We start from the raw sequence: 14,635 nt of genomic DNA on the forward strand, positions 1-14,635 counted from the left end.
TGGCACTTACCTCGACTCCAGGACGAGCATGATCGTTCGCGGCGGTCAGACGTTGTAGATGTCGGTCTTGTAGCGGGCCAGGTTGGCCGGGTCGCGGAAGAACTCGATGGTCTGCTCCAGGCCCTGCTCCAGGCTGAACGCGGGCGCCCAGCCGGTGGCCTCGCGCAGCCGGGTGGCGTCCGCGACCAGCCGCATGACCTCCGAGTTGGTCGGACGGATGCGCTGCTCGTCCTCCTTCACCAGCAGGTCCACGCCCATCAGCTTGCCGACCAGGGTGACCAGGTCGCCGACCGAGATCTCGCCGCCGGTACCGGCGTTGAAGGTGCGGCCGACCACCGTCTCGGCGGGCGCGGTGCCCACCGTGCGGAAGGCGTTGGCGGTGTCCTTGACGAACATGAAGTCGCGGGTCGGGCGCAGGTCGCCGAGGGTGATCTCGGTCTGGCCGGCCGCGACCTGGGCGATCACGGTGGGGATGACGGCGCGCATCGACTGGCGCGGGCCGAAGGTGTTGAACGGGCGCAGGGTGACGACCGGGGTCTCGAAACTGGCGTGGTAGCTGTCCGCCAGCCGGTCCCCGCCGGCCTTGGAGGCGGCGTACGGGGACTGGGTGTTGATCGGGTGGTCCTCGGTGATCGGCACGGTCTGCGCGGTGCCGTAGGTCTCGCTGGTGGAGGTGTGCACCAGGCGCGGGATCTCCAGGTGGCGCACCGCCTCCAGCACGTTCAGGGTGCCGGTGACATTGGTGTCGACGTACGAGTGGGGGGCGCGGTAGGAGTACGGGATCGCGATCAGGGCGGCCAGGTGGTAGACCGCCTCGGTGCCCTTGACCAGGCCGTTGACCGAGCCCGGGTCCCGGACGTCGCCGAGGATGATCTCGACCGAGTCCAGCACCTCCTCGGGCAGGGTCTCCAGCCAGCCGAAGGACGAGAACGAGTTGTACTGGACCATCGCGCGGACGTGGTGCCCGTCGGCGACCAGGGTCTCGACGAGGTGGGAGCCGATGAAGCCCTCGGCTCCGGTAACCGCGACGCTGCTCATGCGGGGGTTCGCTTTCTCGAAGTGGAGCGGGTACGGCGGTGCACGCGGATTCGGGCGTGCGGGATATTCGTTGTGGTGTCCAGCGGTGCCCGACCTTCAGCACCGCTGTCCGGTGGTGCTGTTCAGCGGTGTTGGGTGGTGCGGCCGAGCGCGGGCCCGGCGATTGCGGTGAGGACGACGGCGGCCGCCCCACAGCCGATCAGCTGGAGGACGATCGGGTCCGCACCTGCCAGCAGCCCGGCGCTCTCGGCGACCGCGGCGGCCAGGCAGATCAAGGCGGTGCTCCAGCTGAACCCGAAGGCGTTCAGCAGCAGCGCCAGCCAGAGCGAGCCGCCGAGGAGCAGCATCGCGCCGAGCTGCGGCACGCCGAGCGCGGGGGCGCCGGGCCACAGCACGGTCGCGGCGGCGTCCAGCGCGGCCACGGTGGTGAGGTAGATGAACAGGCAGCCGAGCAGGATGCCGCCGGTGCGCCGGGAGAACTGGCCGCTGGTGTGGCTGGTGCGCAGCGCGGCCACCGCCATCGCCCGGTAGCGGAAGAGCAGCCACTCGGCCAGGCCCAGGCTGAGCGTCAGCGCGATCATGGCCGGACCGGTCAGGGCGGTCGACGCCTCCTGGGTGGCGTGGCCGCCGGTCCGCACCGCCTGGTGGATCGTCCCGCCGAGGCCGGCGATCAGCGTGAGCGCGCCGCAGGCCAGGCCGAACAGCAGGTGCGGGACCTCCTGGCGGACGGGCAGCCGCAGTTCGACGGATTCGCGTTCGCCGCCGCGGATGCAGACCAGCAGCTCCCGAACGGCCAGGCCGACCGCCAGCAGCACCGAGGCGAGCAGCACCACCGTACGGGCCAGTTGGGGGACGTCCACCGCCAGCACCACGCCCGCGCCGACCGAGGCCGGGGCCAGCGCCACCAGCAGGAACTTCTCCCGTCCGAGCACCAGCAGCACGGTGGCCGCGGCGAGGTAGCAGGACTGCCCGGCGGCGAAGCCCAGCGCGCCGAGCGGCCCGCCGACCAGGTACGCGGCGCTCGCCGCGACCAGGGCGCCCAGCGGGGCGCCGACGGCCAGGCAGAGCGCGGCGTCGCGGCGGCGCAGCCGGCTCAGCCAGCGGTAGGACCGGTGCGCCAGCGCCTGGTTGAAGCCCCAGCTGACCAGCGTCGCGACGGACAGCGCGAGCATGCCCGAGGGCAGGCCGAAGCGCATCCGGGTGGTCGCGAACAGGTTGGCGCCGAGCAGGTAGCCGAGACCGGGCAGGGCGAACACCAGGCCGCGCACCACGCAGCGCCAGGGGTCGGCCCGCCAGGGGTTGGCGAACTCGGAGCTCGGGCCGGGGTAGCGGCGCTCGACCTTCTCGAACAGCTCCTCGGCGACGGTGAACGCGTCGGGGCGGCCGTACAGCAGGGCGGCCTGCTCGTCGGAGAGGCCGTCGGACTCCAGGAAGGCCGCGATCTCGTACGGGTGGACGGCGTCGGCGCAGACGTCGCGCAGGCGCTCGGCGAGCTCGTCCAGCGGGTCCGCGGGGAGGTAGAGCGACTCCTCGTGCTCCGGCTCCGGCGGGGCGGGGCGGCGGCGCTTGAGCGGCAGCGCGCGCAGCTGCACGGTGTGCTCGGGCCCGGCTTCACCGGGAACCAAGCGGAGCGGACCACTCATGCGTCCACCTCGCTGCGCTCGGCGGCCGCTGCGCGGGACACGCTCCTGTCCATGGTTCTCTCTCCGCGCTCGTTCACGCGCCGACCTCGCTCGGAGTAGGCGCCGCGGCGGCCAGCTGCTGGTCCCAGTCGGGGCTGGGCGCCTGGTCGGTGACGGCGACCATGCCGCCCGGCATCCAGCGGGCGGTGCCCAGGAGTTCGGTGTAGATGCCGCGGAAGCCGTCGATGTTCTGGCGGAGGGTGAACTGCTCGATCACCCGCAGCCGGGCGCCCTCGCCGAGCCGGGCGCGCCGTTCGGCGTCGCGCAGCAGCTCGATCGCGGCGGCCGCCATCGGTTCGGGCTCGCGCGGCGGGACGACCAGACCGGTGTCGCCGACGGCCTCGCGCACGCCGCCGACGTCGGTGGAGACGGTCGCGCGGCCGCAGGACATCGCCTCGATCAGGGTGAACGGGAAGCCCTCGCTGATGCTGGAGAGCATGACCACGTTGCCCGCCGCGTACGCGTCGGTGATGTCGGCGACGCGGCCCTCGAAGGCCACCGAGTCGGCTATGCCGAGCTCGGCGGCCAAGGCTATGCAGCCGTCCCGGTACGCCTCGCCGCCCTTGGGGGTGCCGCCGAAGAGCCGCAGACGCGCCTCGGGGATCTCCCGCCGGACGATGGCGAAGGCCCGGATCAGCGTCTCCAGGTCCTTGATCGGGTCGACCCGCCCGGCCCAGCTGAGGGTCGGCGTCTCGGGTTCGGGGCCGGCCGGCGGGAAGGCCGCCGGGTCCACCCCGTTGTAGACGGTGCGGATGTGCGAGGGCGGCGTGCCGCCGCGCTCCTCCCAGCGCCGGTTGTACCGGTTGCCGGGGGTGACCAGCGCGGCCTGCCGATAGCTCTCCTCGGCCAGCATCCGGTAGAAGCCGAGCAGCAGCGCCTTGACCGGCCAGCGGTACGGGCCGGTGCGGTAGCCGAGGTAGCGCTCGCGCAGGTAGATGCCGTGCTCGGTGAGCAGAAACGGTACTCCGTACTGCTGAGCGGCGATCAGCCCCGGCAGGGTGGCGAGCCCGCCGCTGGCCGCGTGCGCGACGCCGTCCTTGGGCGGCTCGACCGAGAGCGGCCGCAGGGCGTGCTCCAGCAGGTCGGTGGCGTTCAGGGCGTCGTGCATGGTGGGCCGGGAGACGGCGGTCGGCAGGTAGTCGCGGGTCCAGACGTGCTGGAGGGTGCGCAGCGCGCGCTCGCTGCGCAGCGCCGGGCTGAGCAGCCCGCGGCGGGCCAGGTCGGCGAAGCCGTACAGCTCGGTGCCGAAGTGGGTGGTGTAGACCGGATCGAGGACGGAGTGCAGGAAGCGCTCGTACGCGTTGAGGAAGCGCCGCATCTCCTTGCCGTGGGGCGGCCGGGCCTCCGAGGCCGGTCCCCACAGCGGTGCGGTGGTGACCGATCGGACGTTGGCGGGCAGCTCCCAGGCCAGTGGCTCGTGGCCGGTCCCGGTGACGGCGATGACGTCGAAGTCGACGTCCGGCATGCCCTGAACGAGCTGGTCGCACCAGACGCTCACGCCGCCGTGCTGGTGCGGATACGTCCCCTCGGTGAGCAGGGTGACGCGCATTCCTGTCCCCCCTCCTGTTCTTGCGTCGGTTCCGCCTGGATGGCCGGAACGGGAGCCGCGGCGGGGCCGGGCCGGGCGACGGCCCGGCCCCACCAGCGGAGTGGTGCCGGTTACCGGTTGTCGGAGCGTCCGGTGGCGCTGCTCGGCGTGGCCGTCCCCCCAGAGGCCTTGCCGTTCTTCGGCGCGGCCTGGTCGCCGCGGCCGTTGCCGTCCTGACCGATGGTGCCAGCGACGACGCCCTTGCCGGGCACCGGGGTTCCGCTACCCGGGACCAGCGACGGAGCGTGCTTGCGGGTGTTGTCGCCCGGGCCCACCGGGACCGGGGTGGCGACGCCCTGCGGCACGACCTTCTTGTCCGACGGCACCGGGGCCGGCACGGACTTGGCCGCGACGCTCGGCGCGACGGCGGCCGGGGCGGCCGGCGCGGCCGGCAGCTGGAGGGTGACGGTGCTCTGGAGCGCACCCGGGGACACCCAGCCCGAGAGCGTACCGGCGTAGGACGAACCGAACCCGGACGTCCCGATGGCCAGCTTCTGAGCAGTTCCGGTCGGCATGGTGGCCTGGACCTGAACACCGGCCGGAGCGCTGACCGTGACGGCGTTCCCGACCCGGTAGGCGGTGACCTGCCCGGCCGCGACCGCCGCGCTCCAGGCCGCGCGGCGCTGGAACTCCAGGCCGATCTCACGCTGGCTCAGGTTCACGATCGGGGCGTTGTCCGCGTGCAGCGAGCGGTAGGTGCCGAGGATCTTCTCCAGCACCGGGTACAGGATGCGGTCCTCGGACAGGTTCGACTGGTGCACGAAGTGCGGCCGCGGGTCGTTGTTCAGCACGTGGCCGAGGTCGATCCGGGCTTCCAGCGGCACGATGTACGACTGGTAGCCGGTGGTGGTGTCCAACGGCTGCGGCAGGCAGGTCGAGTTGGCGTTGTTCTCGCAGACGCCGCTGCCGCCGTTGGCCTTGCTGGTGTAGATCCAGTTGTACTCGTCGGCCTCCTCCTTCGCGGTACCGGCGTTGTAGAAGACGTTCATCGGGTACCGCGGCACGGTGAGCGTGGACGAGCCGACGGCCCGCTGGCCGGTCTCGCGGGAGGCGTCGCTGGCGGTGAACTTGATGCCGTTGGCGGCCAGCGCCGGCGCCAGGTTCGGGTTGTCGCTGGTCTCCTGCGGGGCGGTGAGCAGCCCGGAGTGTTCGCCGGTGACCAGGGCCTGCGGGTCGACCTGGAGGCCGTTGGTGGCGGCCCAGTCGAAGTTGGTCTTGATCTGGCCGGAGATGGTGTTCTGGTCGACCCAGACGGTGGCGCCCGCGGCGTTCTTGGCGCAGACCCACGGCACCACGGTGACGTTCTGCTCGCAGCCCAGGTACGGGTGGGTGTAGGTGTGGTTGACCCACCGGTAGCTGTTCTGGTCGGCGATCATCCGGGTCGCCGTCGGGTCGACCGTGGCCTGGTGGTCGGCCTTCCAGTCCTCGCTGCCGCCACCGTTGAACACCATGTCCAGGGTGAAGTTGTTGGCGGCCTGCCACTGCTTGAGGTGGTTGGCGTCGTCGGCGGTCATCCGGATCGGGTTGGCGGTGTCCGGGGTGCCGGGCGGGCAGGTGACGTCGCCGGGGGTGCACTTGAGCACGGTGTCCCAGCGGTCGTCGGCCAGGAAGACGTCGTCCACGTGGGTGGCGAAGTAGTTGCGGTCGTAGCCGAGGTGGACGCCCTGGGTGATCCAGTCCACCATGCCGCGGGCCAGCAGGCGGTACTGCTGCTGGTACTGGTTGTAGACGAACGTGACGACCAGTTCCTTGCGGCCGTCGTGGGTGTACTCGCCGACCAGCGAACCGCGCGCGGTGGAGTTCGGTATCGACGCGTCGACCAGCGGGACGAAGGAGGAGCCGGCCGGCAGACCGGCCAGCGGGGTGGCCAGGTAGCCGTAACTCTCGCTGACGTTCGGGTCGTTGTCCTCGAACGGGACGCTGCCCTTGAGGTACCCGAACGGGCCCGAAGTTCCGGCCGCCGTGGTGGCGCCCTGGAATCCGTCGAGGGAGCCCACGAATCCGGGATTCTGGGCGTAGTTCAGGCCCACCGCCGGACTGGCCCAGGTGTACGCGTCGATCTGGCGGACGTTGAATGCGGCTTCGTAGCTCGCGATCGCGGTCATCTCGGCGGCACTGTTGGGGAAGGGGTTTTCGTTGGGCAGCACGATGCCCTGGAACTTCCCGCGGGGCTGGCCGTTCAGAGTGTCGCTCAGGAAAGCGGAGTTGATGACGGGTCGGTTGGGGTCATTGAGGCTGACGACCTTGTAGGGCGTGCCCTGACTCTTCAGCTCGGAGGCGATGGCCGCGACGGACGGGCCGCCGTCGTCGACGACCAGGATGGTGAGGTCGATCCTGGGCGGCGTGGTGTCGCCGTGGGCCAGGGTGGTCTGCAAGCCGCTGGCCAGCAGAACTGTCGCCGCGCACGCGGCGACTCTTCGGGTCGCTCGACCCATGGTGATCCTCCCCTTGGGGCAGTCGTCGCGCTGCTCCGCGCGCTTGCCTGCCCGTGTAGCTGTTCGCGGGCAGCAGGCTGCCCGGGCCCATCCTGGTCGAGGGACAGCGTTGCGAGGGACCAATTGGGCGAGAGTGCAGCGAACCTGTTACCAACGTTCATGGCGAGGCCATGAAGGCGCTGGTTGTGACCGGAACCGTACCGGTGGCGCACATAGTGAATTGAAAATGAAAAAGCGGAAGCCGAGTGTTACAGGTGGCTACCGACGGTGTGGCTCGGCGGGCGGGCGGGGCACCTGCACTGTCGTCGTTGCGCATGACACTCTTGCACAACTCGTCGCTCTACTGGGCAGGTTCATGCAATATCGAGCAGTGCTGTGCCACGGGACAGTCCGAAATTGCAATGGAACCGTTCGTACGGTGGATCAGCATACCGAGTCGATGGGATTCCGGAGCGTACGGAATGCGTCACCGAAGGCCGTCGGAACGCCGCTGGTCGGACGCGGTGCGGGATTGCGCGGGGCGATGCGGCGGCGCGCGGCGATGGCCTGAACTAAATCGAACGGGCCGGCCCGTGACGCGCACGGACCGGCCCGGTCTGGGGGCTGGCGGCTCAGCCCTCGTTGATCAGCCCCTCGCGCAGCTGGGTCAGCGTCCGGGTGAGCAGCCGGGAGACGTGCATCTGGGAGATCCCGATCTCCTCGCCGATCTGAGACTGGGTGAGGTTGCCGAAGAACCGCAGCATGATGATCCGGCGCTCGCGCGGCGGCAGCTTGGCCAGCAGCGGCTTGAGCGACTCCCGGTACTCGACGCCCTCCAGCGCGAGGTCCTCGTAGCCGAGCCGGTCGGCCAGCGGTCCGTCGCTGTCCTCCTCGCCGGTGCCGGAGTCGAGCGAGCTGGCGGTGTACGCGTTGCCGACCGCGAGGCCCTCGACCACGTCCTCCTCGCTGACCCCCAGGCAGGTCGCCAGCTCGGCGACGGTGGGGGAGCGGTCCAGCCGCTGGGAGAGCTCGTCACCGGCCTTGGTGAGCGCCAGCCGCAGCTCCTGGAGCCGCCGCGGCACCCGCACCGACCAACTGGTGTCCCGGAAGAAGCGCTTGATCTCGCCGACCACGGTGGGCATCGCGAAGGTGGGGAACTCCACCCCGCGCTCCGGGTCGAACCGGTCGATCGCCTTGATCAGGCCGATCGTGCCGACCTGGACGATGTCCTCCATCGGCTCGTTGCGGCTGCGGAAGCGCGCCGAGGCGTACCGCACCAGCGGCAGGTTGAGCTCGATCAGGGTGTCGCGGACGTAGGTGTGCTCGGAGCTGCCCGGATCCAGCGCGGCCAGCCGCAGGAACAGCGAGCGGGAGAGCGTCCGGGTGTCCAGCCCGGAGCCGGGCGGTGTCTCGGATCCCGGGCCGGGCGGTCGGAGCGGTTCGACCCGCTGCCGCGGGACCAGGTCCTCGACGACGGCCGTGCCGTTGGCGCGCCCCGCGTGGATCTCCGCAGTGCCCAGCTCTCCGGACATGCACCCACCCCCTTGTGACTGTCAGTTGAACGGGGGCCTTCGCGCGGAGGTTCCCGGCGAGGGCCTTCCCCCTCCATACCGGAACACGGTCCACGGCAAACCCGAACGTCGCAAGATGTCACGCCGGAGTAACTCGCTGCAATCTCACTCTTCCCAGGAGTTCCCGGTCCGAAGCCTGGTCAGGATCCGGGAGAGCAGCCGGGACACGTGCATCTGGGACATCCCCAGCTCGGTGCTGATCTGGGACTGCGTCAGGTTGGCGAAGAACCGCAGCATCACGATCCGCCGCTCCCGCTCGGGGAGCTGGACCAGCAGGTGGCGGACCATGTCGCGGTGCTCGACCTCGGCCAGCGCCGCGTCCTCGTAGCCGAGCCGGTCCAGCAGGGCGAGCCCGCCCTCGTGCTCCTGCGCCGCCTCCAGGGACGCCGCGCTGTAGGCCCGCCCGGCGTCCAGGCAGGCCCGTACGTCCTCCTCGGGGATGCGCAGGCTGGCGGCGATCTCGGGCACCTTGGGCACCCGCCCGTGCAGCACCGTCAGCTCCTCCATCGCGCCGCTGACCTGGACCCACAGCTCCTGGAGCCGGCGCGGGACGTGCATGGTGCGGACGTTGTCCCGGAAGTAGCGCTTGATCTCGCCCAGGATGGTCGGCAGCGCGTAGGTGGGGAACTGGACGCCGCGCTCGGGGTCGAAGCGGTCGATCGCGTTGATCAGGCCGATGGTGCCGACCTGGACGACGTCCTCCATCGGCTCGCTGCGGCTGCGGAAGCGGGTGGCCGCGTAGCGGACCAGCGGGATGTTCACCTCGATCAGGGCGGCCCGGACCCGTTCCCGCTCGGGGGCGTCCGGGGGCAGCTCGGCGAGCCGCTCGAACAGCACCCGGGTCAGCGTCCGGACGTCCACGGCGGGGCGGCCGCCGGGGCCGCGCAGCCGCTCCGGGCGGAGCTCGCCGGCCGGGCTGGTGATCGCAGCCAGCACTTCGTCCACGGACACCTCACCCCTCCCAAAGTCGTCAACGGCGGGCCCTGCGGATCGGGTGTTGCGGCTGGTTCACTATCTCGCCATGTCCGGCAAAACCGGTCATAGCATCACAAGGTGGGCACAGGTCGGGCAAGCACCCGGTGGAGGTGTGTTGGTCGGGCGTTCGACGTCTCCCGGGACGGCCGGCGCGATGCCGCCCGGAGCGCCCCCGGACACGGCGCGGCGCCCCGTCCGAGCTCCGGACGGGGCGCCGCGGCCGGTCGGGGCCGGACGGGTGCTCAGACCTCGACGTCGGCGATCGCCCAGGTGGCGAACTCGCGCCACAGGCCGGCCGCGGCCTGGTGGTCCGGGTGGGTCAGGTAGGCCTGGAGGGCGTCGCGGTCCTCCACCAGGCTGTTGATCGCGTAGTCGTACGCGATGCCCCGCTCGGTGATGTTCCAGCCGCACTCCCACTCGCGCAGCTCGGGGATCGCCGTGCCGAGCGCGTCGAAGGCCTTGGCGCCGGCGAGCACGCGCTCTTCGTCCTTGCTGACGCCTTCGTTGAGCTTGAACAGGACCAGGTGCCGGATCACGATTGCCGCTCCTCGCGGACGGGGACAGAGGGTCCCGCTCACCGTAGCCGGTGCGGGCCGGCCGTGGGTCGCCCGTGGGTCGATCGGCCCGACGCCCGACCGGGCGGCTACTTGATCAGGCCGGTCATGAAGGTGCCGACGGCCTTGGCCGCGTTCGAGATCCCCTCAAACCCGAGCTGGACCAGCTCGGCGGACCGGGAGGGCGAAGTGATGATCGAGTAGAGCACGAAGACGAGCAGGAGGACGATGCCGATCTTCTTCGCCTGCGCCATCGGGTTCCCTTCCTCCAGCCGTGGGCCGCCGTCGTCCCGTCCCCGAGCGGCCTGCAAGGGGCAGCTTATCCACCCGGACGGGCTATCAAGTGTGCGACGCGTTCGGCCGGCGGGACGAAGGTCCCCGCGAGTGGGGCCTTTCTCCGGGTGCCCCGTCGGGGGCCGGGCGGCAGGATGGATGACGTGCCGAGGATCTGGCAGGAATCCCCGGTGCATGGATCCGGAGCTCCCCGCTGTGGGACCGGTCGCCGCGGCTTCCCCCCGACGTGGCGCCGGTTGTGGGACTCCGCAGGGGGAGCGGCCAGTCCCCCCGAACCGCTCCCCCCTCCAGGCTCCGTACGGACCGGGCACCGGTGGTCATCGGCCCGGGGTACGGAGCCGTTTTTCGTGCCCGCGCGGCACCGGAGGACAGCTGCGGCACGAACCGCCGAGGGAGAGACGCCGAGAGAAAACGCCGAGAGAAACGCCGAGGGCCCGTCCGGATCGGACGGGCCCTCGGGCTTTCGAGCGGTAGCGGTGGGATTCGAACCCACGGTGGAGTTGCCCCCACACACGCTTTCGAGGCGTGCTCCTTTGGCCGCTCGGACACGCTACCGAGAGGAACTCTACCGGAGGGGTGGCGCAGTCACGAAATCCTTGTCGGCGGAGCGGGCCGAGGGACCCTCAGCGATGAGTGTCGAAGAAGGCCCGCAGCTGCTCGCCGCACTCCTCGGCGAGGACGCCCCAGACCACCTCGGGGCGGTGGTTGAGCCGGCGGTCGCGCATCACGTCGAAGAGCGAGCCGGCCGCGCCGGCCTTCTCGTCGAGGGCGCCGTAGACCACCCGGTCGATCCGGGACAGCACGATGGCGCCGGCGCACATGGTGCACGGCTCCAGCGTGACGACCAGCGTGCAGCCGCTCAGCCGCCATTCGCCCTCCCGCCGCCCGCCGCCACCCTTATTCGGCGCGCTGCGCGCGGCCTGCCTCAAATTCTCCGCCGCCTGCCGGATCGCGACCACCTCGGCGTGCCCGGTCGGGTCGCCGACCGCCTCGCGCACATTGTGGCCCCGTCCGATCACCTCGCCGTCCGGATCCAGCACGAGCGCCCCGACCGGTACGTCCCCGGTGGCCGGCGCCAGCGCGGCCTCGGCCATGGCGAGGCGCATCGGCGCCGCCCAGCGGTCGCGGACCGGGTCGGGGCGGACGGGTGCGGGCAGCGGGGGGACGTACGGGACGGTCAGTGGGGTGGATGCGGGCTGCATGGCATCCAGTGTCGGGCATCCGGTGACGGACACCGGCAGGGCCGTGGGCCGCCCCCGCTACCGGACGGCCTCCAGGACCTCGCCGCAGCCCAGGGCCTCGGCGATCTCCTCCAGGGCGTCGCCCGGCACCGCGCCCTCGCCGCTGAGCGCGAGCAGTTCGTCGGAGGCGAGGCCGAACTCGGTGAGCAGGTGGGCGTCGCCGAGCGGGCCGACCGGGACGGAGCCGTGGGCCTCGGCGTCCTCGTCGTCCTGCTCCCCGGCGTCCTCGGCCTCGTCCAGCAGGTGGTCCAGGTCGCCGAACTCGCTCTCGCCGGCCTGGTCGACCAACTCGTCGGTCAGGACGGAGCCGTAGGAGCTGCGGGCGGCCGCGGCACCGTCCGACACGAAGATCCGCGGGTCCTCCTCGCCGTCCACGCGGACGATGGCGAACCAGGCGTCCTCCTGTTCGATGAAGATCAGGACGCTGTCGTCGTCCTGGGTGGAGCCGCGGGCCAGGTCGGTCAGATCGGCCAGCGTTTCGACGTCGTCGAGCTCCGTCTCGCTCACATCCCACCCGTCCTCGGTGCGAGCAAGCACTGCCGCGAAGTACGCCACCAGGGACACTCCCAAGATCGTCGGTTCTCGGCTCTCGGCGCGCACGGGCAATGCGAAAATCTGGTCGCCCCCGCGCCCGGGGCGGGCCGCTTGTTCGGACCGTCCCATCGGAATCGTGACAGAAAGCCTGCCCTTGCGGGGGGTGTTCGGCAGCGCGTCTTTGCAGGTCGTGTCGGAAGGACCGGGTGGCGGAGGGCGGTGCGGTCCGAAGCCGGTCGAAATTTGCTCCGAACGCCCGTCGGGGGGCGCGGGGCCGGTGGCCGGCCGTGTCAGATCCGGAAGGTTCGCATCCGCATCGCCTCGCGCATCCGCCGTTCCTTGGTCCGTCGGGGCTGGACCCGCTCCCGCAGCTCGCGGGCTTCGGCGAGCTCACGCAGGAAGACGGCCCGGCGCTTGCGGCGGTCCGCCTCGGTCTCCGACTCGGCCTCCGGGGGGTCGTGCGGCGGGCCCTGGCTCCGGCCGGCCCCGTCGGCGGGCTCCTCCGTCGAGCCGCCCCCGGCGTTCGGGTTGCTCGTCATAAGAGGTGACATTCCCAGAACGGCCCGGTTGATACCACAGGAGGTACTTCCGTCCGAACTTCACCGCAGGTCGCGGTGCGTCACCGGGACGTCACCCGGTCGGCCGCCCGGGTCGGGCACGGTGAGTCGTACACCCGTGCAGGACCGGGCTAACCTCGATACATGCGTCTCCACGTCGTCGACCACCCCCTGGTCGCCCACAAGCTCTCCACCCTGCGCGATGAGCGCACCGACTCACCGACCTTCCGTCGCCTGACCGACGAGCTGGTGACCCTCCTCGCCTACGAGGCCACCCGTGACGTCCGCACCGACGAGGTGGAGATCACCACGCCCGTGGCGGTCACGATGGGTACCCGGCTCAGCTACCCGCGCCCGCTGGTGGTCCCGATCCTGCGGGCCGGCCTCGGCATGCTGGACGGGATGACCCGCCTGCTGCCGACCGCCGAGGTCGGCTTCCTCGGCATGGTCCGCAACGAGGAGACCCTTGAGGCCTCCACCTACGCCACCCGGATGCCGGACGACCTCTCCGGCCGCCAGGTCTACGTGCTCGACCCGATGCTGGCCACCGGCGGCACCCTGGTCGCCGCGATCCGGATGCTGATCGAGCGCGGTGCCACCGACGTCACCGCCGTCGTGCTGCTGGCCTCCCCCGAGGGCGTCGAGGTGATGCAGCGGGAGCTGGCCGGCCTGCCGGTCACCGTGGTCACCGCCGCCGTGGACGAGCGGCTCAACGAGAACGGCTACATCGTCCCCGGCCTCGGCGACGCGGGCGACCGCCTGTACGGCACCGCGGGCTGAGCCTCCTCCCCCTGAACGTACGAGAGCCCCCGACACTGCGTCTGCCGGGGGCTCTCCTGGTCTCGCGGGGGTGTCAGCAGCTCCCGGTGGCGGTCGGGGCGGGGGAGGGCTTGGTGGCCAGGGCGAGGGCGGCGGCCGCCTGGGTCTCGTCCAGCAGGGCGTTGTAGCTGTCGCCGATCACGAAGTCCACGCTGGCGTCGGTGCGGGCGTCGGCGGTGACGGCGGCACCGGCGATCTGCGAGCCGACCAGGGTGCCCGCGCCGGCGCCGGCCGGGCCGGCGATCACCTGGGCGGTGCCGGGCACCTTCTTGTCCAGCTCGGCCGGGGCGTTGCCGACCTTGCCGATGACGAAGCCGCGCTTCTTGAGCTCCTCGGCGGTGCGGCCGGCCAGGCCGCCCTTGGTGGTGGCGTTGTAGACGTTCACGGTGACCGCGGACGGCTGCGGGATCGCGTGCGGGTCGCCCTCCGCGGCGGGTGCGCCGGCGGTGGCGTCCGGGGTGGGGGCGGCCAGCGGCTTGCCGGACGGCGTCGCACAGGCCTGCGCCGAGCTGTTCTTGTTCTTGCCGGTGAAGATGTCGTACAGCTGCACGCCGCCGAGCCCGACCAGGGCGAGGGCGAGCAGGCCGGCCAGCGCGGCGATCACCTTGCGGCTCTTCTTCGGGGGCCGGCCCAGCCGCGGATAGGTGTTGCCGGTGACGCGGTACTGCTTCCCCTTGAGGCCTCGGGGAGTCAACATGCTCACGGTTTGTCTCCCCCTCGTGCCAGGGCGGGGTCGGGATGACGGATCGGCCGGGTGGGGACTTCCCCCGGTGCGGGCGGAATCCCCTGGTCGCGGCCGTAGTCAGCAGCCTAGTGCCGTACGGCTTCGAAGGTACTAAACGATCATCATCTGGCGTACCCCGGTACCCGAAAGGGCGTACCGGGGTGTGGGCGGAGCGCCCTCCGCGGGGTGGGACGAGCCGGTCGCGGGCCGACGGGCCCGAGATGGGGGTCCGTCACTCCATTTCGAGGACGCGGGCGTGCAGCACCTGGCGCTGCTGCAACGCGGCCCGTACGGCCCGGTGCAGCCCGTCCTCCAGGTAGAGGTCGCCGTGCCACTTCACCACGTGGGCGAAGAGGTCCCCGTAGAAGGTCGAGTCCTCGGCCAGCAGGGTTTCGAGGTCGAGTTGGCCCTTGGTGGTCACCAGCTGGTCGAGTCGCACCGGACGCGGGGCGACGTCAGCCCACTGGCGGGTGCTCGTCCGGCCGTGATCCGGGTACGGCCGCCCATTGCCGATGCGCTTGAAGATCACACGGAAAGCCTACCGTTTGGGCGGCGGATGGCGCAGCAGCCGAGGCCCCGCCACGCGCGCCGGTGTGAACCGCGGGTGGATGAATGCGGCTATTTGACCGGATATGTCGCGAACA

At 71.3% G+C, this 14,635-nt stretch carries 14 protein-coding genes and 1 tRNA gene; 1 reads left to right on the top strand and 14 read right to left on the bottom strand.

Going from position 1 to position 14,635, the window contains the following annotated elements; genetic code table 11:
- Positions 1-45: 45 nt before the first annotated feature.
- The 12 genes from QWJ13_RS09800 to QWJ13_RS09855 form a co-directional block, all read right to left on the bottom strand.
- Positions 46-1,038 carry an SDR family NAD(P)-dependent oxidoreductase gene (locus QWJ13_RS09800; protein ID WP_316522546.1) on the bottom strand — a complete coding sequence of 331 codons (993 nt, stop codon included), beginning with the start codon at positions 1,036-1,038 and terminating at the stop codon, positions 46-48.
- Positions 1,039-1,160: 122 nt separating this feature from the next.
- On the bottom strand, positions 1,161-2,681 hold the full coding sequence (locus QWJ13_RS09805; RefSeq protein WP_316522547.1) for a hypothetical protein: 1,521 nt from the start codon (positions 2,679-2,681) through the stop codon (positions 1,161-1,163).
- 73 nt (positions 2,682-2,754) lie between these two features.
- Positions 2,755-4,269 carry a GT4 family glycosyltransferase PelF gene (gene pelF / locus QWJ13_RS09810; protein ID WP_316522550.1) on the bottom strand — a complete coding sequence of 505 codons (1,515 nt, stop codon included), beginning with the start codon at positions 4,267-4,269 and terminating at the stop codon, positions 2,755-2,757.
- Between the two features lie 110 nt (positions 4,270-4,379).
- Positions 4,380-6,743, bottom strand: a complete 2,364-nt coding sequence (locus QWJ13_RS09815) for a hypothetical protein (protein WP_316522551.1) — start codon at positions 6,741-6,743, stop codon at positions 4,380-4,382.
- Positions 6,744-7,354: 611 nt separating this feature from the next.
- Positions 7,355-8,254, bottom strand: a complete 900-nt coding sequence (locus QWJ13_RS09820; RefSeq protein ID WP_316522553.1) for an RNA polymerase sigma factor SigF — start codon at positions 8,252-8,254, stop codon at positions 7,355-7,357.
- A 144-nt stretch (positions 8,255-8,398) separates the two neighbouring features.
- Positions 8,399-9,181, bottom strand: a complete 783-nt coding sequence (locus QWJ13_RS09825) for a SigB/SigF/SigG family RNA polymerase sigma factor (protein ID WP_316523963.1) — start codon at positions 9,179-9,181, stop codon at positions 8,399-8,401.
- Positions 9,182-9,510: 329 nt separating this feature from the next.
- Entirely contained in the window at positions 9,511-9,804 is a 294-nt protein-coding gene (locus tag QWJ13_RS09830) for a Dabb family protein (protein WP_316522555.1), read from the bottom strand.
- Positions 9,805-9,911: 107 nt separating this feature from the next.
- Entirely contained in the window at positions 9,912-10,076 is a 165-nt protein-coding gene (locus QWJ13_RS09835) for a hypothetical protein (RefSeq protein ID WP_316522556.1), read from the bottom strand.
- A 508-nt stretch (positions 10,077-10,584) separates the two neighbouring features.
- Positions 10,585-10,671, bottom strand: a tRNA-Ser gene (locus QWJ13_RS09840).
- A gap of 68 nt (positions 10,672-10,739) precedes the next feature.
- Positions 10,740-11,318 carry a nucleoside deaminase gene (locus QWJ13_RS09845; RefSeq protein WP_316522559.1) on the bottom strand — a complete coding sequence of 193 codons (579 nt, stop codon included), beginning with the start codon at positions 11,316-11,318 and terminating at the stop codon, positions 10,740-10,742.
- Between the two features lie 57 nt (positions 11,319-11,375).
- Positions 11,376-11,912 carry a tRNA adenosine deaminase-associated protein gene (locus QWJ13_RS09850; protein ID WP_316523965.1) on the bottom strand — a complete coding sequence of 179 codons (537 nt, stop codon included), beginning with the start codon at positions 11,910-11,912 and terminating at the stop codon, positions 11,376-11,378.
- Between the two features lie 269 nt (positions 11,913-12,181).
- Positions 12,182-12,430, bottom strand: coding sequence for a hypothetical protein (locus QWJ13_RS09855; RefSeq protein ID WP_316522561.1), 249 nt, complete (start codon positions 12,428-12,430; stop codon positions 12,182-12,184).
- 162 nt (positions 12,431-12,592) lie between these two features.
- Between QWJ13_RS09855 and upp the strand changes: the two genes are divergently transcribed.
- Complete coding sequence (gene upp / locus QWJ13_RS09860; RefSeq protein WP_316522563.1) at positions 12,593-13,228, top strand: uracil phosphoribosyltransferase; 636 nt, start codon at positions 12,593-12,595, stop codon at positions 13,226-13,228.
- A gap of 73 nt (positions 13,229-13,301) precedes the next feature.
- Here upp and QWJ13_RS09865 read toward each other — a convergent pair whose 3' ends face one another.
- Both QWJ13_RS09865 and QWJ13_RS09870 read right to left on the bottom strand, forming a co-directional pair.
- Positions 13,302-13,964 carry a LytR C-terminal domain-containing protein gene (locus QWJ13_RS09865; RefSeq protein WP_316523967.1) on the bottom strand — a complete coding sequence of 221 codons (663 nt, stop codon included), beginning with the start codon at positions 13,962-13,964 and terminating at the stop codon, positions 13,302-13,304.
- A 259-nt stretch (positions 13,965-14,223) separates the two neighbouring features.
- Entirely contained in the window at positions 14,224-14,520 is a 297-nt protein-coding gene (locus QWJ13_RS09870; RefSeq protein ID WP_030061387.1) for a type II toxin-antitoxin system VapB family antitoxin, read from the bottom strand.
- Between the last annotated feature and the right edge of the window lie 115 nt (positions 14,521-14,635).

The organism is Kitasatospora brasiliensis (assembly GCF_032654805.1).
In the GTDB taxonomy this organism is placed as follows: Bacteria; Actinomycetota; Actinomycetes; order Streptomycetales; family Streptomycetaceae; genus Kitasatospora; species Kitasatospora brasiliensis.